18 protein-coding genes and 1 tRNA gene are annotated in these 22,815 nt (G+C 41.1%); 13 read left to right on the forward strand and 6 right to left on the reverse strand.

Features of this window, described 5'->3' with window-relative positions:
* The first annotated feature begins 17 nt into the window (after positions 1–17).
* On the forward strand, positions 18–1,283 hold the full coding sequence (locus ACZ48L_RS06955; protein ID WP_025791439.1) for a family 43 glycosylhydrolase: 1,266 nt from the start codon (positions 18–20) through the stop codon (positions 1,281–1,283).
* Between the two features lie 203 nt (positions 1,284–1,486).
* On the opposite strand, the gene ACZ48L_RS06960 is transcribed toward ACZ48L_RS06955, so the two are convergent.
* Positions 1,487–1,560: transfer RNA gene (locus ACZ48L_RS06960), tRNA-Asn, on the reverse strand.
* Positions 1,561–1,753: 193 nt separating this feature from the next.
* Between ACZ48L_RS06960 and ACZ48L_RS06965 the strand changes: the two genes are divergently transcribed.
* The 3 genes from ACZ48L_RS06965 to ACZ48L_RS06975 all read left to right on the forward strand — a co-directional run bounded on the left by ACZ48L_RS06965 (position 1,754) and on the right by ACZ48L_RS06975 (position 4,996).
* Positions 1,754–3,469 (forward strand): S41 family peptidase, encoded by a 1,716-nt coding sequence (locus tag ACZ48L_RS06965; protein WP_025791437.1) that lies wholly within the window; start codon positions 1,754–1,756, stop codon positions 3,467–3,469.
* A 113-nt stretch (positions 3,470–3,582) separates the two neighbouring features.
* The gene (locus ACZ48L_RS06970; protein WP_025791435.1) at positions 3,583–4,368 is read left to right on the forward strand and encodes a TPM domain-containing protein; all 786 of its coding nucleotides are present in this window, start codon (positions 3,583–3,585) and stop codon (positions 4,366–4,368) included.
* A 43-nt stretch (positions 4,369–4,411) separates the two neighbouring features.
* A complete protein-coding gene (locus ACZ48L_RS06975) occupies positions 4,412–4,996 on the forward strand; it encodes a LemA family protein (RefSeq protein ID WP_008823609.1) in 585 nt (194 codons plus the stop codon).
* Positions 4,997–5,438: 442 nt separating this feature from the next.
* Here the strand turns inward: ACZ48L_RS06975 and ACZ48L_RS06980 are convergent, their stop codons facing one another.
* The 4 genes from ACZ48L_RS06980 to ACZ48L_RS06995 are packed head-to-tail and all read right to left on the reverse strand — an operon-like array spanning position 5,439 to position 8,661.
* Positions 5,439–6,356: a hypothetical protein gene (locus ACZ48L_RS06980; RefSeq protein WP_025791433.1), complete on the reverse strand. Its 918-nt coding sequence runs from the start codon at positions 6,354–6,356 to the stop codon at positions 5,439–5,441.
* Positions 6,357–6,362: 6 nt separating this feature from the next.
* Entirely contained in the window at positions 6,363–7,256 is an 894-nt protein-coding gene (locus ACZ48L_RS06985; RefSeq protein WP_464721974.1) for a DUF6175 family protein, read from the reverse strand.
* Positions 7,257–7,258: 2 nt separating this feature from the next.
* Positions 7,259–8,077 (reverse strand): CsgG/HfaB family protein, encoded by an 819-nt coding sequence (locus ACZ48L_RS06990; RefSeq protein WP_025791432.1) that lies wholly within the window; start codon positions 8,075–8,077, stop codon positions 7,259–7,261.
* Positions 8,077–8,661, reverse strand: a complete 585-nt coding sequence (locus ACZ48L_RS06995; RefSeq protein ID WP_025791431.1) for a hypothetical protein — start codon at positions 8,659–8,661, stop codon at positions 8,077–8,079. The genes ACZ48L_RS06990 and ACZ48L_RS06995 overlap by 1 nt, the downstream gene beginning before the upstream one ends.
* Positions 8,662–10,487: 1,826 nt before the next feature.
* Between ACZ48L_RS06995 and rimP the strand changes: the two genes are divergently transcribed.
* The 8 genes from rimP (at position 10,488) to ACZ48L_RS07035 (ending at position 21,093) form a co-directional block, all read left to right on the forward strand.
* Positions 10,488–10,955 (forward strand): ribosome assembly cofactor RimP, encoded by a 468-nt coding sequence (gene rimP / locus ACZ48L_RS07000; RefSeq protein ID WP_025791429.1) that lies wholly within the window; start codon positions 10,488–10,490, stop codon positions 10,953–10,955.
* 4 nt (positions 10,956–10,959) lie between these two features.
* Positions 10,960–12,225, forward strand: a complete 1,266-nt coding sequence (nusA, locus tag ACZ48L_RS07005; protein WP_008823619.1) for a transcription termination factor NusA — start codon at positions 10,960–10,962, stop codon at positions 12,223–12,225.
* A 135-nt stretch (positions 12,226–12,360) separates the two neighbouring features.
* Positions 12,361–15,210 carry a translation initiation factor IF-2 gene (gene infB, locus ACZ48L_RS07010; RefSeq protein WP_278539480.1) on the forward strand — a complete coding sequence of 950 codons (2,850 nt, stop codon included), beginning with the start codon at positions 12,361–12,363 and terminating at the stop codon, positions 15,208–15,210.
* 421 nt (positions 15,211–15,631) lie between these two features.
* Complete coding sequence (sufB, locus tag ACZ48L_RS07015; protein ID WP_008823621.1) at positions 15,632–17,077, forward strand: Fe-S cluster assembly protein SufB; 1,446 nt, start codon at positions 15,632–15,634, stop codon at positions 17,075–17,077.
* A gap of 14 nt (positions 17,078–17,091) precedes the next feature.
* Positions 17,092–17,499: a hypothetical protein gene (locus ACZ48L_RS07020; protein ID WP_025791426.1), complete on the forward strand. Its 408-nt coding sequence runs from the start codon at positions 17,092–17,094 to the stop codon at positions 17,497–17,499.
* 12 nt (positions 17,500–17,511) lie between these two features.
* Positions 17,512–18,267 carry a Fe-S cluster assembly ATPase SufC gene (sufC, locus tag ACZ48L_RS07025; RefSeq protein WP_008823623.1) on the forward strand — a complete coding sequence of 252 codons (756 nt, stop codon included), beginning with the start codon at positions 17,512–17,514 and terminating at the stop codon, positions 18,265–18,267.
* A 252-nt stretch (positions 18,268–18,519) separates the two neighbouring features.
* Positions 18,520–19,863 (forward strand): Fe-S cluster assembly protein SufD, encoded by a 1,344-nt coding sequence (gene sufD, locus ACZ48L_RS07030; protein WP_455077624.1) that lies wholly within the window; start codon positions 18,520–18,522, stop codon positions 19,861–19,863.
* A 12-nt stretch (positions 19,864–19,875) separates the two neighbouring features.
* Complete coding sequence (locus tag ACZ48L_RS07035) at positions 19,876–21,093, forward strand: aminotransferase class V-fold PLP-dependent enzyme (protein ID WP_025791424.1); 1,218 nt, start codon at positions 19,876–19,878, stop codon at positions 21,091–21,093.
* Between the two features lie 5 nt (positions 21,094–21,098).
* On the opposite strand, the gene ACZ48L_RS07040 is transcribed toward ACZ48L_RS07035, so the two are convergent.
* Positions 21,099–21,380 carry a hypothetical protein gene (locus ACZ48L_RS07040; RefSeq protein ID WP_025791423.1) on the reverse strand — a complete coding sequence of 94 codons (282 nt, stop codon included), beginning with the start codon at positions 21,378–21,380 and terminating at the stop codon, positions 21,099–21,101.
* A 170-nt stretch (positions 21,381–21,550) separates the two neighbouring features.
* Here ACZ48L_RS07040 and ACZ48L_RS07045 point away from each other — a divergent pair, with 170 nt between their 5' ends.
* Positions 21,551–22,153, forward strand: a complete 603-nt coding sequence (locus tag ACZ48L_RS07045) for a ribonuclease HII (protein WP_025791421.1) — start codon at positions 21,551–21,553, stop codon at positions 22,151–22,153.
* Positions 22,154–22,815: the final 662 nt, after the last annotated feature.

Below are 22,815 nucleotides of genomic sequence, written 5' to 3' on the forward strand. Positions count from 1 at the left end.
CGAATCAATTAAAAGTAATGAAAAAACGAGTCTTGATATGTGCAGTGATTGCATTGCTTTGGTTGCAGAACATCTATGCGCAAAATACTTATACGAATCCTGTAATAAGGAAATATCTTGCAGATCCATCCGTCATTAAAGCCAATGACGGATGGTTTTATGTTTATGCAACAGAGAGCGCGGGGCTTGCTATTCCTATTTATAAGTCCCTAAACTTAGTTGATTGGACATTTGTAGGCAGTGCCTTCACTAAAGCGGGGCGTCCAACTTTCGTAAAGAATGGGTGGTTATGGGCACCTGATATCAACTACATCAATGGAAAGTATGTACTTTACTATTCCATGTCCGTTTGGGGTGGAGAATGGGAATGTGGGATCGGTGTTGCAACTTCTTCTTCTCCTTCTGGTCCTTTTAAGGATCATGGTAAACTTTTTACTAGCTCTGAGATTGGTGTAAGAAACAGTATTGACCCATGTTTCTTTCAAGATAAGGACGGTAAAAAATATCTTTTTTGGGGCAGCTTTCATGGTATATACGGTGCTGAACTATCTGCAGATGGTCTAAGACTTAAGAAAGAAACAAAGTTCCAAATTAGTCCTATTGAGGGTAAGAATAGAACTCTTGTTGAGGGAACTATGATGATGAGGCGAGGTGATTACTATTATTTCTTTGCTTCAGCAGGTAGCTGTTGTAATGAACTTAATAGTACTTACCATGTCGTTGTAGCTCGTAGTAAGAATATTAAAGGGCCATATCTGAATAAAGCAGGGCAAAGTATTATGGACCATTTCTCAGATGTAGTCCTTCAGGGTAGTGATAAGGTGAAAGGCCCAGGACATCATTCTGAGTTGATAAAGGATGATAAGGGTAGTTATTGGGTACTTTATCATGGCTATGATGTTATGAAACCCAGTGATGGTAGGCTATTGTTCCTAGATAAAGTAAACTGGGATAAAGATGGTTGGCCATTCTTCACTGGTGGAAAACCTTCTGAAAAGTCAGTAAAACCCACTTTCTCTGCAACAGCAATCAATGATGTTACAGCTTTTAATAAGACCTATACCATAACGAACAGTGGCGAAAATCATTATGAAATCCATGCTCCAGTCCATTCTTCTTTTATTTGGAGTCTGTATAATATCTGTGGAGAGAGGATAAAAACTGGGCGTTCAACAGAAGTCCAAGAACTCTGGGTTAATGATATAGCTAATGGGATTTATATTGTTAAGGTAAATGGGGTAGCAGGAAAGCTGGAGCAGAAGATAATAAAGGTTGACCGATAAAGAGGGAGTAATCTATGCTTTCTTGTAGGAAAGTGATGCGGAATTATAGTACCATCATTATTTTATAGGCAATCTTTTTATGAATGTACCTTTATAAATCTTGTATTTATCAACCTGATGATAATTATCATCCTCTCTTCCTGTTGATAGGACAAGGAATCTTTATATATAAAAAAAGGAATTACTTTCGTAATTCCTTTTTGCGCTCCAGGATGGGCTTGAACCAACGACCCCCTGATTAACAGTCAGGTGCTCTAACCAACTGAGCTACTGAAGCAATGTTAAGTGCTTATTTCTTGTAAGCGGTTGCAAAGGTACATTCTTTCTTCCAAACTGCCAAATGTTTTGAGAGAAAAAATCATCTAAAACGTAATTTTATCTAATTTTTTCCTTCCAGAAGTAGGTATTCCATTATAATAATGTACTTTTGTCAATCTATAAGTGCATAAATAATAAACAAAAGGAACACGATGAGGAAAATATTCTTGTCATTTACACTCTTCCTCCTAACATTGGGGAGCACTGTAACGGCTCAAAATAATGTAAACAAGGAACATAATTTCGATGTAGCAAAGAATCTTGAGACTTTTTCTGCTATATACAAATACTTAGACTTGATGTATGTTGACACCCTGAATGCCGATGAAGTAGTTGGTAATGGTATTAACTATATGTTGCGTTCACTTGACCCTTACACCGTTTATTACCCAGAGGACAAGGTGAAGGATTTGGACATGATGATTTCAGGTAAGTATGCTGGTATAGGAGCTTTGATTCGTTATAACTTAGTATTGAAGAATGTTGTTATAGACGAGCCATATGAAAATATGCCTGCTGCTGAAGTTGGACTGAAAAAGGGTGATGTTATACTTTCCATAGGTGACTCTTCTATGGTGGGAAAGGATGTCTCTTATGTGAGTAACCACTTACGTGGTGATGCTGGTACTACCTTTATTTTGACCATTCAGCGTCCTTCGACAAACAAGAAGATGAAGTTTAAGATAACACGTCGTGCTATTCAGTTGCCATCTGTTCCTTATTATGGTGTGCAAGAAAATGGTGTTGGTTATATAGATCTTAACTCTTTCACTACAGATTGTTCAAAAGATGTTCGTCGTGCTTTCCTTGATATGAAGAAGCAGGGCATGAAATCTCTAGTCTTTGACTTGAGGAACAATGGTGGAGGTAGTCTTCAGGAAGCTATCAATATTGTGAATATGTTTGTTCCAAAAGGGCTTACATTGGTGAAGACCAAAGGTAAGTTGGAGCGTGTGAATAAGGAATATAAGACGACCGTAGAACCTATTGATACGGTGATACCTATTGTTGTTCTTGTCAATGGCGAGACTGCAAGTGCAAGTGAAATCACAAGTGGTAGTCTGCAGGACCTTGATCGTGCCGTAATCCTTGGTACTCGTACATATGGAAAGGGACTTGTACAGGTTTCAATGGAGCTTCCTTATAATGGAAGTCTGAAGTTGACCACAAGTAAATATTATATTCCGAGTGGCAGATGTATACAGGCTATCAATTATAAACACTCTAATGGAGGCTATATTGAGCATGTTCCTGATTCTCTCACCCATGTGTTCCATACAGCAGATGGACGTGAGGTTCGTGACGGTGGTGGTATTAAGCCTGATATAGAGGTGCAACCTGACTCTCTACCTAACATTGCTTTCTATCTTGCATCTACAGGAAGAGACTCAACGGAGGTTATGTGGAATTGGGAACTGAAGTATATTAAGACTCATCCAACGATTGCTCCAGCTAAGGATTTTGTTATTTCGGATGCTGATTATGAAGATTTCAAGCAGGCAGTGTTGAAGAGTGGCTTCAAATATGACCGTGAAAGTAAGAAATTCCTTGAGAGTCTTGAGAAGCTGGCAAAGTTTGAAGGGTATTATGATGATGCCAAACCTGAATTTGAAGCACTGGAGAAAAAGCTGAGCCATAACCTTGCTAAAGATCTTGATTATAATAAACAGACACTGAAGAAGGTGCTGACGAGCGACCTTGTTTCTGCTTATTATTATCAGCGAGGGTCTATTCAGAACAGCCTGCAGTTCGACAAACAATGGAAAAGGGCTGTGGAAGTATTGCAGAATCCAACAGAATATAGAAATATTCTTCAGCCATCATCTTCCAAGAAGGGTACGGAGGCATCAAAGACAACACTCCGCTAATATTCAGAATAACTATAAAGTGGGTTGATAGTGCTTGCACATAGCGCTGAGGTAGGATATATATTCGGTCCTATGTGTGAGTCATTTCTCAACTTTTTACTATTTCTGTGTGCATGAACAAAATCTTATTTGCATTTTATACATTCCTCTTTTCTGTATTTACGTTGCAGGTTGCAGCAATGGATTGGGATGCAGATAATATCCCAATGGTACATCTGCAAGATGCAAGGCGGTATGTCAGTGACCCAGATGGTATCATGTCTCCAGCTATGCGCGACTCTACCGACTCTTATTTGAGACGGTTGGAGAAAGAAGCCGGTATACAAACGGTATTCGTCATAGTATCGCATGTCAAGAACGGTGATGCTTTTCGTGTTGCAGAAGATATTGGAAACAAATACGGTGTCGGTGATAGAAAGACCAGAAGAGGTCTGGTTGTTGTGGTGGCAGTAGATGATAAAAAGTATTTTATTGCACCAGGTAATGGGTTGGAAGGTGATCTGACCGATGTTGATTGTGATGATATTGCACAAGCTTGCATCGTAAGGAATATGCGTGCAGGTGATGTTGATGAGGCTATGCTGTCTACAGCGAAGGCTGTTTATAATAAGTTTAAAACAGGGGAAACCGGTATTGAAGGAGCAAGTGACGATGGAGCTAATGATGTTGTCATCGTAATACTCTTCCTTGTTGTATTCTTCTGGATCGTTTGGGCAAAGATCAATCATGATGACGATAACCATCGAGGAGGTAATAATGGCCGTGGTAGAGACAGATTCGGTGGTGTTCCATTCATCTTTTGGGGCAACCCTGGTAGTACAGGCGGTAGTGGCTTCAGTGGAGGAGGTAGCTTCGGAGGTGGCAGCTTTGGTGGCGGAGGCTCTGGCGGTGGCTGGTAAAGTTAGTTTGAATTAAGGAAATATTATTTTAAAACAAGAAGAAATGAAGAATAAGACACTTTTAATTGTTATAGCAATTGTGGTTGTTGTAGGGTTATGGGCATTCTCCGGCTATAATGGTATGGTAGATAAACAGGAGGAAGCAACAACTGCTCTTAGTAATGTTGAGACGCAATATCAGCGCAGAGCAGACATGATGCCACAGCTGGCAAAGATTGTTAAAGCTTATGCAAAGCATGAAAAAGAGACTTTCGAGGCAGTGACAAAGGCTCGTAATGCTGCTACACAGATACATCTTGATGCTGATAACCTGACGCCTGAGAAGATGAAGCAGTTTGAAGCAGCACAAAGTCAGGTCTCACAAGCCTTATCACGTTTGATAGCTGTTGCCGAAGCTTATCCTGAACTGAAAGCAAGTGAGAACTTCAAGGCGTTACAAGTTCAGGAGGAAGGTACTGAAAACCGTATTAGTGAAGCACGCAGAAAGTATAATGATGCAGTGCAAAACTATAATCAGACAGTCCGTCACTTCCCTAACTCACTGTTAGCGGGTATCTTTGGTTTCGATAAAATGACTAAGTTTGCAGCTGCAGAAGGTGCCGAGAAAGCACCAGATTTGGATATTTAAGGCTTGGGGAAAACACTCCGTCTGCCCCTATTTCCAGTTAATTTAAACTGAAAACTGATGGTAAGAGTAGGGATAGATGTTCTTCTCAAGTGCCGACATAAAATAGAAAAAGGAACTCAATTCGATAAGTTTTGAGTTCCTTTTTTTTGTCGAATATATTATGCTCTCGGCTGTCAGAGAATAGTTCTTACTCTCTATAAAAAACCCAATTATAATTTAAAATTAAGTTGCTGTCATTTTAACATTTAGGTGAAGTTCATTGATTATCATGCTGTTATGATACTGTAAAGAGTGATAGGAGTGACAGCAACTTGGGAAAACTACTTCTTCTTATGTCGTGATAATATGCATCGGAATAAGTAAGACTATTACTACAATCAGACTTTTCTCTGGTTCTTCCGTATCCTGCAATATATATACTAGCAAAAACGAGATATGATGATTAGAATATCAAGATTAGGTTAGTGTGCTGTTTGTAATACGCAACAGCAATATCTCTAGCAGCTCTTATTCTTTGTTTCTCTAAATCAACTTCTCTTTTTGCCTGATTCTCTATTAATTCAATAATGCGTCGTGCCTCTGTATCTCGCGATTGTTTAATGCGCTGACATAAACTCTTTGCCTCTGTAGCACAAGGACTTGTTATGTCTATTTGTTTTAAAATCTCAGCACATGCTTCATAATTACCATTAGAATATTCAGTTTGTGCCTGTAGTAAAAGGTTGCCACATTCATTTCTTTGGTATTGTTTGTAGATATTGTTGATGGCAGCATTTACACTATTGTAATTGGTTAAAGTGGATGGGCATGAAAAGAGTAAAGATAATGCTTCTTCGTATTGGTGGAGCTGGGCAAAAGTTTGTGCTCTACTGAGTATAGCTCGCAGGTTCTTAGAGTAGTAACTCAATATCTGTCTCTTAGCCGCGTGTATGAATGATCTTACATTCTCATCATTTGGTTTTATTTGAGAAAACGCATTTTTAACTAAGTCATCAGCAGAATAGCCTTGCCCTTGTAGACTGAACGTCCGACTGGCAAATACCGTTCCCGTAATAAGATTTTGACAGATGAGATTTATTTGAACCTCAGAAGTATGAATATTTCTCATTCCTCCTTCTGCCTCTTGGTAGTTTGTGAAGCTGAGTTCAGGCTTAATAGCGATGGAACTTACTTCTGATGTTTCGATACCTTCTGCCGTGAATGCAGGAAGAATCCTGCTGCGAAGCATTCTTGCCGTGTTTACACTTAGTTCATCTTGATTTGTTGGTATAACAAAACCAATCTCAATCCCTTGTGCATGAATACAGCTAATGACGGTAAGAAATAATGCTGTGATGATATATAACTTGCGGATATTCATGAAGTTTTACTTTATAGTGATTACAATCATGTTGTTGCTGATAGTTCTTTCGACCTTAATATTCCTTGAACGAAAATATTGTAGGAGTTTTAATCCGAACTTATTAGCGTTAAAAGTTCTGCCTTCGGCATCTGTCAGTGGAATACGTATGTCATCAAAAATCATTTGTTTGTCGCTTGTACCCTGTATGTGATAGTTCTCCTTATAACTTTTCCCTGCAACGAACATTTCGATATCATCAGATAATGGAAGTCCTTCATCCCCTACTTCTGTAGACATCGATAGCATTGAAGATTGATCAAATCCGATTGTTAGACTGATTGATTGTCCGTTCTCTGTTATGTCCATGAGTTTGTTCTGCATAGAGTTAAGGAAACCATTAATACCACTCTCGGCTGCCCTTGATGCCAGTTTGCCGTAATCTTCCGTGTAGAATCTTCCGCTTTCGCATACAGCATTTGCTAGTGAATTGCCCGTTGAGACATCATATCCCGACATGATAATCTTTACAGAGTTGCCCGTTGGCGAGTCGAGAATACTGATTTCTGCTTCAACGTATATATCTGCCCCAGATTGTTGTATGATAAGTGACTTTGCATCTTGTTGTTGATTACTTCCTAAAGCATTGGCTTTAGACAGAGTTTTAACCCGTCCAAAGAAATCAACGGTTGTATATCCTCGTTGATCAAATGCCTCTTTTATCTTTGTCAAGGCGATACGTTTGTTGACATCACTTTCCAACACCATACGTATATCTTCTCCTTGATGTGTGTAGGGAATTACCATTATTTTGGGCTTCGCCGTCGCAATATTCTCTACTTTTGATGTCAATTCTTGCGCATACGTATATGAAAGACAGATAGACAAGATAGTCAATAATAGTATAAGTTTTTTTTTCATAGCTACTTCTTTATGATTAAACTACATTGAATAACCACACCTTGTTGCGCAGAGTTTATTGCTGATATTATTTTAGATGTAGCGTCACATTCAGAGAAAGAGGAACCTGATTGTTTCCTTACAGTTATTGTTCCTATATCGGATGGGTATGGTTTGCCGTCAAGTAGTTCTATTGTTTGGACAATAAATTTATCTCCAACTTTTACGCCAGTATCTATACCTGCATTAATGACAAGAGTCTTTTTGTCTAGCACCTTAACAATCTTTGCTGTGAGAGGGAAGTTGATTCGGAAATACTCATAAATGTCATCTTTGATTGACTGCATTGCAGCAGTGACAGCGCTTTCTGGAGAAAGCATTTCTTTGCTTGTTTTTCCTTGAAAGCTCTGTGCCTCATTACTAATACCAGTAGAGACGTCTACAACTTTCAACTGAAAGGCAACACTTGCTTTGTAACCTCTTACACTTCCATCACCATTGTGGACGCGATAAACAGGTATCTTGATAATATGCCCTGTTACTAGCATACTAGCACCAAGTGCTGCGTCTTGTTGTGCTAGATTCTTGCTATCCAAAAAAGCTTCACTTTTCTGTAGCTCAAGTTCTTCTTCTACTTTATTACGACTAGTCCTGTCAACAACAATAAATCGATGAGTGTTGGTTAGCATCTCCACGACTTTCTCGGTTACTAACATTGTATAAGGACTTTTTTCGTCGCAAGTGAACTCTGTGACACCTACGACAGGTCTGCTTTCTGCCTGTGCATGACATATTGTGCCATGTACAAGCAGAAGCAGAACGGAGAGGACATAATACCTCATTATAGATTCTTACCTGATTTTATCGTTTCGATAATATCCTGAACAGCCTTTAATTGCCCAGCACTCTCTTCTAAAAGAATAGGGGTCGCACTATTGCCAAATTCCATAACGACACCAGCTCCCTTAGCCATCTTCGCAAGTTTAGCCATCTTCATTGGATTCTTGTTGTTTTTCGCATTTTCTGCTATTTGTTTCATCTGCTCACCTGCAGCTTTTGCATTATCTACTGCATTTCCAATAGATTTGGTTTCAGCTGTAACTGTTGCTAGTAGCTCTAACCAATCTTCCAATTTTGGTTTTACGATAGTAGCGTCTGTTACTCCATCCTTTGTCTGCCCCATCTGGCGATAATAAAGACCCTCTAGCTTCTCTCTGTTTGCAATTGCAAATACCGCTGCATCGCGAACGGACTGACCGAAGCCGTCAATGGTTTCGTCACCACATTTTGTGTCAGAATACTTGTCTAGTAAGGTCTGTAGATTCTTGGCGCGTTTTTCGCTTTTCTGGATTTGTTCTTTTGTTTCTTGTGCAAATGTAGTCATAGTACACAAAGTCATCACAATGAAAAATAGAATTCGTTTCATAGATTTTAATTTTATAAGCCTTACCACTCCCAAGTATAGGCAGGTTGTTTAAAGGACACGAGAATACGGAAGTGAAATATTCTTATGCCTCTCTCCTGCAGCAAGGTCCAAAATTTAGGTGAAAAAAAAGACGTGGGAGTCTTCACTTACCTATCCCAGTCCTCAGGCCTTCGCATTGCCTAACCCAAAGGATAGGCAACGCTAGAGGCCCACGTCAATGCTATATTATAATCAATGTCATAAGTGAACATAGAAATAATACAACTAACGTGAACGTTTCCGTTGCCGTATCTCTTTTGGGTTTTGGTCAAATTTGCGAAGTTTGAGGACCAAAAGATAACGTCTGTAAACGTCCTTTCTGAGCAGTAGACCATTTACTATACATAGTATGGAGTCTTATGCTCAATTCCAATATGTTTGGACAAGTTGATAATAACTTGTCGTTGCAAAGCTACTAATTTTGTTTAAAAGTACCAAATATTCTGTTAAAAAAGTTTTGTTTGCTTTGCCTTTAGTTTCTGTCTATAGTGACGTGGATGTTTATTAAGATATGCTCCAAGAATATCTGTATTACTCCCAAAGCGACATGCCTAACCCTAAACGTTGCATTCCTATCTTGATAGTTTAGAGGGGCTTTCTGAAATTTGGAATTATAAGTGTGTCTCCTAAGTTTAGAACTTTGACGAGATGTTACATAGAGAGCGGGATTGTTAAGAATATTGCAATGGTGGGTATGGAGGTGTTGTTGGCGCATGAAATAACGGAGTTTGTATGCTAATTTTATTAGAAATTTATACATATAAGATTTATCTCAAAAGTTATCATGACTCTGTACGCTTCGCCTCTATCGCTTTCTGTGCTATTGGTACATCTGTGATATTGCATTTAGTTCTGTCTTCTTAGGAACTTTGTGTACCTTATTATTTAAGAACTTTAGTTTATTAGTCCATATTTCAGAAGAACTTTTTCTCTTACTATTTGCTCCTCTCCTTTATCTTCAGATCCCGTTGCTTGAAGTTATAAGTTACGTTACATTCTATCTATATTGTGTGTGTTGATTTGCTTTTTCATATAATCTTCTCGTACCCTATAAAGCAGAGCTGTGGCTTGATTCGTGCAGTATTGAAAATATCATTAATTAACGACTTAGTATGACAGTGCTTCCCCATTGTTCCTTTAGTTCAAGGTTTATCTGTGTGCCTGGCAGATTTTGTGTAAGAACTTTGGACTATTCTTCGACTGGATATGTAGCTCGTCTTAAACGCTTTGTAGGCCAATTGTATTGGTCGTTTGTTATATGTGTGAACGATAAGGATAAAGTAAGAGCTGTAAGGAGGTGGAAATAATGTTTGAGAAAATATATTTACAAAAAGAAGAGCGTAATGATGAGGGAAATAAACAAAACTCATTTTCCTGCGGATTTGTAACGTTAAGATATTCAGGTACTTAAGAATAGGGTCCTAAAAGACGTCCTTTTACACTTCAAAAGGGCGTCTTTTACACCTCAAAAGGGCATCTTTTACAATGCAAAAGGGCGTCTTTTACATTGCAAAAGAGGACCTATGGAAAGCATGTCGTTGATTTTATTTTACAAGAAAGGCTTTGTTGCTACTTCTTTTCCATAGGCGTTGTTATGTCAGATGGGTTCTGGTCTGATGTAAGGGACTCACCTGTATTACTCCTTTCTGATAGCTTCTGTTATACAATAGGTAGGTGATAAAAAACAGAAAACATTTGGTGTATATCGAAAAATATTCGTAACTTTGCACACGTTCAGAGGAATGAGGGACTTTTGGTAGTCCCTCATTTTTCATATTTAAACGCTTATGATAGATAAAAACGTAGTAAAGAGCCTCGTAGAGGAGTGGTTGGAAGGAAAAGACTACTTCTTGGTTGATATCCAAATCAGTTCCGATGACAAGATCGTTGTTGAGATTGACCATGCTGATGGTGTGTGGATTGAAGATTGCGTGGAGTTGAGTAAGTATATAGAGGATAGACTCTCACGTGACGAAGAAGACTATGAACTTGAGGTTGGTTCAGCTGGATTAGGACAGCCTTTCAAGGTTCCACAGCAATATAAGATCTTCGTTGGTAAAGAAGTTGAGGTGCTGGATAAGGACGGAAAGAAAGTCAAAGGCGTATTAAAGAGCGTTGATGGCAACGACTTTGTTGTGGCTGTCAATGAGAAAGTACATGTGGAAGGTAAGAAACGTCCTGTGAAAATGGATGTAGACCATGCGTACAAGATGGATAAAGTAAAATATACAAAATACATAATAAGTTTCAAGTAAAGCTATGGCAGCAAGAAAAGTAGAAGAAGAACGTCCGAATATGATCGAGACTTTCAAGGAGTTTAAAGACACCAAGAGTATCGATCGTACGACATTGGTAAGCGTGTTGGAAGAGAGTTTCCGCAATGTCCTTGCCAAAATCTTCGGTAGCGATGAAAACTTCGACGTTATTGTGAACCCAGATAAGGGCGACTTTGAAATCTATCGTAACCGTGTGGTTGTGGCAGATGGTGAAGTTCAGGATGAAAACAAGGAGATTGCCCTGAAAGAGGCTCGTAAGATAGAACAGGATTATGAGGTTGGTGAGGATGTTAGTGAGAAGGTCGACTTTAATAAGTTCGGTCGTCGTGCTATCCTAAACCTGCGTCAGACGCTTGCTTCAAAGATCCTTGAGTTGGAGCATGACTCACTTTATAATAAGTATAAGGACCGCGTTGGACAGATTATCTCTGGTGAGGTTTATCAGACTTGGAAGCGTGAAGTGCTGCTTGTTGATGATGAAAACAATGAGCTGATACTTCCTAAGGGTGAGCAGATTCCTCGTGATCAGTATCGTAAGGGTGAGACAGTACGTGCCGTAATCCTTCGTGTTGACAATGAGAATAACAATCCAAAGATTATCCTTTCCCGTACTGCTCCAGAGTTCTTGGAACGTCTGTTAGAGGCTGAGGTACCAGAGATCAATGACGGTTTGATAGCAATTCGTAAGATTGCTCGCATGCCGGGTGAACGTGCAAAGATTGCTGTTGAGAGCTTCGATGAGCGCATTGACCCAGTAGGAGCTTGTGTTGGTGTACGTGGTAGTCGTGTACATGGTATCGTACGTGAGCTTTGTAACGAGAACTTGGACGTTATCAACTGGACAGCCAATACAAAACTCTTTATTCAACGTGCACTCTCTCCTGCTAAGGTCAGCAGCTTGACGGTTGACGAAGAGAACAAAAAGGCTGAAGTTTATTTGCAGCCTGAGGAGGTTAGTCTTGCTATTGGCCGTGGTGGTATGAACATTAAGCTGGCAAGTATGTTGACCGGTTATACCATTGATGTCTTCCGTGAGCTTGATGAACAGAATGCCGAGGAGGATATTTATTTGGATGAATTCTCTGACGAAATTGATCAGTGGGTTATCGATGCCATTAAGGGTATCGGGCTTGATACGGCTCGCCAGGTATTGAACGCTCCACGTGAGATGTTGATAGAGAAGGCTGACTTGGAGGAAGAGACAGTTGATAATGTATTGAATATTCTAAAAGCAGAATTCGAGCAATAAGGTGATTGGTTGGTGGGCGATGGCTGTTGACTGGAAGCTAACGGGTGTGACTATTCAGCAACTCCATGTTCGGAACCCCTCTCTACCAAAAGGCTACAACCAACAACTAGCACCCAACACCGAAAAAAGAAATTAATGAGCATCAGATTAAACAAAGCAATTCGAGAATTAAACGTAGGACTTCAAACGGCAGTGGAGTTCTTAGAGAAGAAACCAGAACTGGGTGAGGTAAAGAGTGATCTTAACTTTAAACTCAGTGAGGAGCAGTATAAGGCTCTTGTTGGTGCCTTCAAGAATGATCAAGAGGTAAAGAAAGATGCTGCCAAGCTTTTCCAGAAGAAGCCTAAGGAGAAAAAGTCTTCTGGTAATAACCATAAGGCAGAAGCTATATTAGATTCTGGCCGTCCAAAGTATAAGCCAGTTGGAAAGATTGATCTTGACCAACTGAATAAGCCGACAGCTAAGAAATCTGTTGCTCCTACCGAAGAGAAGTCTGCTCCTGAAGCGGCTGCTGCCGTCAGCCCAGCGAAGGAGAATGTTGTGGAAGAACAGCCTTCTACAGTTGAGAAGCCTATAGCAAAGGAGGAGAAAAAGCCTGTTGAAAATAAGGTTGAAGAACCTGTTAAGGCTCCGGTGGAGAAGAAATCTGAGGCTCCGAAGGCTGAAGCTCCAAAGAAAGAGGCTCCTGTAGTGAAGACTGAGACTGAACCTGTTGTTAAAGAAGAACCTGTTGTGGAAGATAAAAAGCAGGAAGATGGTCTGTTCCAGACTAAGAATGAGAAGAAAATGCTCAATACTCCGAAGGTGAATGTATTGGGTAAGATTGACCTTAGTTCGCTGAATCAGAGTACTCGTCCTAAGAAGAAGAGTAAGGAAGAACGCCGTAAAGAGCGTGAAGAGAAGGCTGGTCAGAATAATGGTCAGGGTAAGAAGAAACGTGTTCGTATTAATAAAGAACGTGTTGACATCAATGCTGCAGCTAATCAGCAGCAGAACCAGAATGGTAAGAAGGGTGGCAATAACGGCAATAATAAGAACGGTGGTAAGAAGAACCGCAACCGTAATCAGAAACCATTAGAGGTTGATGATGAGGCAGTAGCACGTCAGGTAAAGGAGACACTTGCTCGTCTGACAAGTAAGAGCCAGAATAAGAAGGGTGCTAAGTACCGTAAGGAGAAGCGTGATGCTGTTCAAGAGCGTCTGAATGCAGAGGCTAAGGCAGAGCGTAAGGAAAGTAAGATATTGAAGCTGACCGAGTTTGTTACTGTTTCGGAATTGGCTACAATGATGAATGTTCCTGTAACGAATGTCATCTCAACATTGATGTCTGTCGGTATCATGGTTTCTATCAACCAACGTTTGGATGCAGAGACTATCAATCTCGTTGCTGATGAGTTCGACTTCAAGACAGAGTATGTCAGTGCTGAGGTACAGGAGGCTGTTAGCGAGGAGGTTGATGATGAGAACGATCTTGTTTCACGTGCTCCTATCGTTACAGTCATGGGTCATGTTGACCATGGTAAGACTTCTTTGCTCGACCATATCCGTAACACGAATGTGATTGCTGGTGAGGCTGGTGGTATTACCCAGCATATTGGTGCGTATAGTGTAACATTGGAGAATGGCCGTAAGGTTACCTTCCTTGATACTCCGGGTCACGAAGCCTTTACTGCTATGCGTGCTCGTGGTGCACAGGTTACCGATATCGTGATTATCATCATTGCGGCGGACGACTCAGTCATGCCTACTACTAAGGAGGCTATTGCACATGCACAGGCTGCTGGTGTACCAATGGTATTCGCTATCAATAAGATTGATAAGCCGGGAGCTAATCCTGATAAGATACGTGAAGACTTGTCACAGATGAATTTGCTCGTTGAAGAGTGGGGTGGTAAGTATCAGTGTCAAGAGATTAGTGCTAAGAAGGGTTTGGGAGTGAATGAGCTTCTTGACAAAGTCCTTCTTGAAGCCGATATGATGGATCTTAAAGCTAACCCTAACCGTAAGGCTACAGGTACTATCATTGAGTCTTCTCTTGATAAGGGTCGTGGTTATGTAAGTACGGTTCTTGTGTCTAATGGTACGTTGAAGATTGGTGATAACGTTATCGCTGGTACTTCATGGGGACGTATTAAGGCTATGTTTAATGAGCGTAACCAACGCATCGAGAGTGCTGGACCAGCAGAACCAGCTATTATCCTTGGTCTGAATGGTGCACCAACAGCTGGTGATACCTTCCATGTTATGGAGACTGAACAGGAGGCACGTGAGATTGCTAACAAGCGTGAGCAGTTGCAACGTGAGCAGGGCTTGCGTACACAGACACGTCTTACTCTGTCTGATATCTCTCACCGAATTGCTCGTGGTGAGTTCCATGAGATGAATATCATCGTGAAGGGTGATACCGATGGATCTATCGAGGCATTGTCTGACTCATTCATTAAGCTGTCAACAGAGAAGGTGAAGGTGAATGTTATCAGCAAGGCAGTAGGTCAGATTTCAGAGAATGATGTGATGTTAGCATCTGCTTCTGATGCTGTCATCGTAGGCTTCCAGGTTCGTCCTTCTGCTGATGCACGTCGCTTGGCTGACCGTGAGGGTGTAGAAATCAATACTTACTCTGTCATCTACGATGCTATCGACGATGTGAAGTCAACGATGGTGGGTATGCTTGACAAGGTGAAGAAGGAGATTGTCACTGGTCAGTTTGAGGTGAAACAAGTCTTCAAGATATCCAAGGTTGGAACGGTTGCCGGTGGTATGGTTACTGAAGGTAAGGTTCATAGCAAGGATAAAGGTCGCGTAGTCCGTGATGGTATTGTTATTCATACAGCTCCTATTGATGCCCTGAAACGTTATAAAGATGATGTGAAGGAAGTCGCAACGGGACTTGAATGTGGTATATCACTTGTCAATTACAATGATTTACAAGTTGGTGATATCATCGAAACCTTCACGGAGATTGAGGTTGAACAGAAACTATAAAAAATAAAAGAACCGTCTTTTCTCCGGCAAAGGAGTAAAGACGGTTTTTGTTTATGGTAACAAATGTTGCCGTTGATATGTGTGGCATACTCTTTGTGTGTTCACATTGTGTATTTATAAATATTGAGAATAGAGACGGTGGAAGCTCATAATCTGTTGTCTTAGGGTACTAAACGATAGATTTACATGAGTTAAATGATAGGTATAAGAAATGTGAATGGTATGTTTAGGGCTGCTAAAAGGAAGGTTTAAGTGAAACGAGTATAAAGAGTATGTGGTATTAGTACAGACAGAAGTGTTGCTTTTAACTTCTCTAACTATTATTACTCCTTTAGCTTTTAACAACTTCTCCAGTTTCCTTTAATCCCTGCTAACTTCATTAACTCCTATAAACTCCCTCTCTTTTTAATCCCAAAAACAAATGTCAGAGAACAAAAATAATGAATTCGTAAAGAAGGTTGCAGAGCAAAAGTATGAGTTTGGCTTTACAACCGACGTACATACGGAGGTCATTCCGAAGGGTCTGAACGAGGATGTCGTTCGACTTATTTCGCAGAAGAAAGGGGAACCAGAGTGGCTCCTCGATTTTCGTTTGAAGGCTTTCCGTTACTGGCAGACGCTCCCTATACCAACGTGGGGACACTTGCATTTGCCAGAACTACATTTGCAGGATATCTCTTATTATGCTGATCCATTGGCGAAGAAGCCTAAGAATAAGGAGATTGACCCAGAGTTAGAGAAGACTTTTGATAAGTTAGGTATTCCTCTGGAAGAACGATTAGCACTGAGTGGGACGGCTGTTGATGCCATTATGGACTCCGTATCAGTGAAGACAACCTTTAAGAAGCAGTTAGCAGAGAAGGGAATCATCTTCTGTTCTATTGGTGAAGCTGTCAAAGAGCACCCTGACTTGGTACGTAAATACCTTGGAAGTGTTGTTCCTTACCGTGACAACTACTCTGCAGCACTCAACTCTGCGGTCTTTAGTGATGGTTCCTTCGTATATATTCCTAAAGGTGTCCGCTGTCCGATGGAGCTTAGTTCGTACTTCCGCATCAATGCTATCAACACTGGTCAGTTCGAACGTACATTGATTGTGGCTGATGATGATTCGTATGTTAGCTATCTTGAGGGCTGTACTGCTCCTATGCGTGATGAGAATCAGTTGCATGCTGCAGTAGTTGAAATCGTTGTGTTAGACAATGCTGAGGTAAAATACTCTACTGTTCAGAACTGGTATCCAGGTGATGAGAATGGTAAGGGTGGTGTCTTGAACCTCGTTACAAAGCGTGGCGAACTGCGTGGAGTGAACTCTAAGCTGTCATGGACACAGGTAGAGACGGGTTCGGCTATTACTTGGAAGTATCCTTCTTGTGTGTTGAAAGGCGATAACTCACAGGCAGAGTTCTATTCTGTTGCTGTGACAAACAACTACCAAGAGGCTGATACGGGTACGAAGATGATTCACATGGGTAAGAATACGAAGAGTACAATCATCTCGAAAGGTATCTCTGCCGGACACAGTCAGAACTCTTATCGTGGTCTAGTTCGTGCTACAGCCAATGCGGAGAACGCTCGTAACTACTCAAGTTGTGACTCTCTTCTCTTAGGTTCCGATTGCGGTGCACATACATTCCCTTATATGGACATCCACAATGATACTGCTATTGTTGAACACGAAGCAACTACTTCGAAGATTAGTGAGGACCAACTCTTCTACTGTAATCAGCGTGGTATTCCTACCGAGGATGCTGTCGGCTTGATTGTCAATGGTTATGCGAAGGATGTTCTCAACAAACTTCCAATGGAGTTTGCTGTTGAGGCACAGAAACTTCTCTCTGTAACTTTGGAAGGAACGGTAGGATAAAGTCGTCAAAACGTATGCGAAAGGTCATTCTTTTAGTATGCACTCTATTGTTCACTACAATACTTCAAGCACAGACATGGGAGCCAAAGACGTGGGAGAAGTATCTTGTTAGTATGAAAGTGAAGAGCGATACTATTCGTGAGTCTCATTCTGTTATGGGAGTCGCTCATACGCCTAAACCTTATGATGTAAGGCTTTTCCGCACAGTGACAGGCTCAGGATTTATCAGTGAATTACCTCACTACAAAAAGAAGTCGAAGTCTATCTTTGGTGATAGCGACCCTTCTCAGTCCGTATTTGCCGAGCAAGATGCAGCTATCGAGCGTGCTCGTATGGTAGAGGGAGAACATGATTCTGGATTCGGTATCTTCTCTGCTATTTTGTCAACAGTTGCTGATATAATAATCACAAACTTAAAGTAAAGAATAAATAATATGTTAGAAGTAAGAAACCTGCATGCTACCATCGCAGGAAAAGAAATATTAAAAGGTATCAACCTCACGATAAAAGATGGTGAGGTGCATGCTATCATGGGACCTAATGGTTCGGGTAAATCAACGCTGAGTGCCGTACTGACGGGTAATCCTCTCTATGAGGTGACCGATGGTATGGCTATTTTTAATGGCAAAAACCTATTGGAGATGAAGCCAGAAGACCGCTCTCACGAGGGTTTGTTCCTCTCTTTCCAGTATCCTGTTGAGATACCAGGCGTAAGTATGACTAACTTCATGAAGGCTGCTATCAATGCAAAGCGTGCCTATGAAGGATTAGAACCAATGAAGGCTGCTGAGTTTATGGCACTCATGCGTGAGAAACGTCAGTTGGTGGGGATGGACTCTACACTCTCTCGTCGCAGTGTAAACGAAGGCTTTTCGGGTGGTGAGAAGAAGCGTAATGAGATCTTCCAGATGGCAATGTTGGAGCCAAAGCTTAGTATTCTGGACGAGACTGACTCTGGTCTTGACGTTGATGCCATGCGCATTGTAGCTGATGGCGTTAACAAGATGCATACTGATAAAACCTCATACATCGTCATCACGCACTATGAGCGACTGCTTGATATGATCAAACCAGACGTTGTTCACGTACTTTATAAAGGTCGTATCGTGAAGACGGCAGGACCAGAATTGGCAAAGGAGATTGAACAACGCGGTTACGATTGGATAAAGGAAGAAGTGGATAACGACTGATAACGTCGTGTAAGAAAAAGTATTTACATAATGGAGCGAGTAGAAAAAGAGTTAGTAGAAAGTTGAAATTGTCTTATAAGAGAATTCAAATTGTCCTATAAGAGAATTTAAATTGTCTTATAAGAGATTTTTAATTGTCTGTAAGATGGTGGTTCTCAAAGAGTTATAAAACCTCTTTTTAGGTTGTAATAAACGGTAAAAAAGGATTACAAAGACTGCTCTTTCATTGCTCCAAAACTTCTTAAAACAAACATGCAAAGCGAAAAACAATATATAGACCTCTACACAGATGCGCAGCAAATCATAAAGGATCACGCTGCTCCTGTGATGAATGAGGTGCGCGATAAGGCTTTTGACGATTTCCGTCGGCTGGGCTTTCCATCAAAGAAGGTGGAACGCTATAAGTACACGGACATGCAAAAGCTATTCGAACCAGATTATGGTTTGAACCTCAACAGACTTGAAATACCCGTTGACCCATACGAGACTTTCAGATGTGATGTGCCCAATCTCAGTACATCTCTTTACTTTATAGTCAACGATCAGTTCTATACGAAGGCACTTCCAAACGTAAAACTCAACGATGGAGTAGTCATTGATAGCTTGAGTCGTGTGGCTAAAGAGCGTCCAGAGTTGGTGAAGAAGTACTATGGTAAGCTGGCTGGCACTGAGAAAGATGCTGTTACGGCACTGAATACGATGTTAGCACAAGACGGGCTCTTTATCTATGTGCCTAAGAATGTGCAACTTGACCGTACGGTGCAGGTAATAAATATCCTCCGTTCTGATGTTGACTTGATGGTCAATCGTCGTGTACTGATTGTGCTCGAAGAAGGTGCTAAGGCGCAATTCCTCTTCTGTGACCACGCAGCTGACGACCGAAACTTCCTTGCAACACAGGTGATTGAAGCCTTTGTGGGCGATAATGCGAACCTGGAACTGAACTGTATGGAAGAAACACATGCTAAGAATGTACGTGTTTCGAATGTTTATATCGAACAGCAACGCAATTCACGTGCAAGTCATAACGTCATCACGTTGCACAATGGAGTAACCCGAAACATGCTCGACCTTGTCTTTAAGGGTGAGGGTAGCGAGTGTTTCTGCAATGGTTGTGTGATAGCTGACAAGAATCAGCATGTTGATAACAACACACTTATCGACCATCAAGTGCCTCATTGTACAAGCAACGAACTCTATAAATACGTACTCGACGAGAATGCTGTGGGTGCTTTCGCAGGTCGTGTACTCGTTCGTAAGGGCGCACAGAAGACACTCTCACAAGAGAATAACCGTAACCTCTGTGCCAGCAAGACTGCCAGAATGTTCACGCAGCCAATGCTTGAGATCTATGCTGATGATGTTCAGTGTAATCATGGTTCAACGGTTGGACAGCTCAATGATGCCGCTCTCTTCTATATGGAGCAACGTGGTATCGATAGAAAAGAAGCTAAACTCCTCCTTGAGTTTGCCTTTATCAATGAAGTCATCGACAAGATGGAACTCGAACCACTGCGTGACCGTCTCCACCATTTGGTAGAAAAGCGCTTCCGTGGTGAGCTTGATAAGTGCGAAGGTTGCAACTTGTGTAAGTAAAAGCAGGTACTTATGTACGATATAAATAAAGTTAGAGAAGACTTCCCGATACTCTCTCGCACCGTCTATGGTAAGCCGTTGGTTTACTTTGACAATGGTGCTACCACGCAGAAACCGCTCTGTGTGCTGGACGCTATGCGTGAAGAGTATCTTAATGTGAATGCAAATGTGCATCGTGGAGTACACTGGATGTCGCAACAGGCAACCGACTTACACGAGGCGGCACGCGAAACAGTGCGGAAGTTTATCAATGCTCGCTCCACTACGGAGATTGTCTTTACACGTGGAACAACGGAGAGTCTGAACCTTGTTGCCTCCAGCTTCACTGAAGGATGTATGCAAGCAGGCGATGAGGTGATTGTCTCTACGATGGAACATCACTCTAATATCGTTCCTTGGCAGTTGCAAGAACAGCGCAAAGGGATTGTTTTGAAGGTTATCCCGATGACCGATGAGGGAGTTCTCGACCTACAGGCTTATGAGCAACTCTTCTCCGAACGTACGAAACTCGTCAGTGTAATGCAGGTAAGTAATGTTCTTGGCACCATCAATCCAGTAAAGGAAATGATTCGGATAGCCCACGAACATGGTGTACCAGTTATGATTGATGGTGCACAAAGCGTACCGCATTTTGCTGTTGACGTACAGGATTTAGATTGTGATTTCCTTGCTTTCAGTGGGCATAAGGTCTATGGTCCTACGGGTGTTGGTGTTCTTTATGGTAAAGAGAAATGGCTCGATAAGATGCCACCTTACCAAGGTGGCGGTGAGATGATAGAGCATGTCAGCTTTGAGAAGACCACCTTTGAGCGTCCACCATTGAAGTTTGAAGCCGGAACTCCCGACTATGTAGCTACTCACGGACTTGCCAAAGCCCTCGATTATGCCTCTGCTTTGGGAATGGATAAGATCTTAGCGCATGAGCAAGACCTCACACATTATGCCCTTCAGCAGTTGCGTGAGATAGAAGGAATGCACATCTACGGGCATGTCGGTGATAGTGGCGATGCCGTTATCAGCTTCAATGTAGGCAATATCCACCACATGGACCTCGGTACACTCCTCGATCAACTTGGCATTGCCGTCCGGACTGGTCATCATTGTGCCCAGCCCTTGATGGATCGCTTGGGTGTTCTCGGAACTGTTCGTGCCTCTTTCGGACTTTATAACACCCGTGAGGAAGTAGACGCCTTGGTGTCAGGTATCAAGCGAGTGGTACAGATGTTCTGATTCCTTTAGGCCCTCTTGCACATGTAAATGCTCGCTGCAAACCAAACAACGGCAGCAAGATGTAGTAAGAGGGACGACATAATAGGGAATGCAGCAAATACAAATGCCACTTGTGCTTGCGTGATGTAAGATGCTTGTTTCGTACTTACTTCACGTTCAAGTATGGCACTGTAATATCTTCTAAGCCACATTACAGGTGCTTGAAGCCATGCACAGCCATCGCTGAAAAGTCTACTGAGGTCATTATACGATGTGTTCTGCTCCGTGAAAGTCATTTCCTTTTTCATATTCTTTGTCTTATTGTTATTTGCTATATATATAATAAGGTGTAAAACCAACTGTGGTTTACGTTTGCAAAGTTAGTAGCATGGTGTGCACAGGATGTTCAAACTGAAAATTTTCTTTGTTATTTAACTTTAAAACGAAAGGTTTATTAACAGTTAAAGGACTTTGTTCTATGTTGAAAAGTCATTATTATGAAAATCTTGTTGAAGCAGGATGCGATGAAGCGGGTAGGGGATGCCTTGCCGGAAGTGTCTATGCTGCAGCCGTAATCCTCCCTCCTGATTACGAGAATGACTTGTTAAATGATTCCAAGAAATTAACAGCCAAGAAGCGTTATGCCCTGCGTGAGGTTATCCAGCGTGATGCTTTGGCATGGGCAGTGGGTATTGTCACACCAGAGGAAATAGATAAAATCAATATTCTTAATGCCTCCTTCCTTGCGATGCATCGTGCTTTGGACCAGCTTTCCTTGCGTCCTGAAGCCGTCATTGTGGATGGTAATCGTTTCAAACCTTATCAGGATTTACCTTTCGCCACGATAGTAAAGGGTGACGGAAAGTATCTTTCCATTGCTGCAGCATCAGTTCTTGCCAAGACTTATCGTGATGATTACATGCTCGGTCTTGCAAAAGAATATCCTCAATACGACTGGCAATCCAACATGGGATACCCAACGAAGAAGCATCGGCAAGCCATTCGCGACCATGGCATTACACCCTATCATCGTAAGAGCTATAATCTCTTAGGTGATGGACAGCTCAGTTTTGATTTTTAAAGTGTGTTATTAATGGAAAGTTGAAATAGCCTTACAAGTTTCTTATCCGTTGGTTTCTTGAAATCAACGGATTTTGTTTATTTTGTACTTTGTAATCTACAGAAAGTCAGATAGTTATATTTTCGTTTTTAAAAGGTGCCCTTTTGCTCTTCAAAAGATGCCCTTTTACACATCAAAAGGGCGTCTTTTACATTGCAAAAGGTGCCCTTTTACATTGCAAAAGAGCCCCTTTTCTTTTCCTGTTTGTAATTATCTTGACAAAGCCTATCCCTCCCCTGTATTTTAGATGGTTTGAGACTGCTCTTCTTTATACACTCTATTCATGCATAAAATGCAATGATGGTCATAAATGTTAAGGTTATAATCTGTCGATAATGTCATACTCAGAGGCATGAAAAACACTCCTGAAGGGACTAAATGATGCCATTTAGTAAGAATTTAAAGCTTGTTATTCACAAACAACTTTCAACTTAAAGCTCTGGATTATTCAATTATTATGCGGAAAACTATCACTTTTTGCATATTAATTATTAATAAATGTAAAAATAAGATTTAAAATTTTACTTTTCTTTGGATGTTTAATATAGCTACATTATCTTTGTGAATTGTTAAATACTCTTGTTTAATAAGTTACAAACTGTAAGCTTTTTCAAGATATATAA

Source organism: Prevotella histicola (assembly GCF_055385135.1).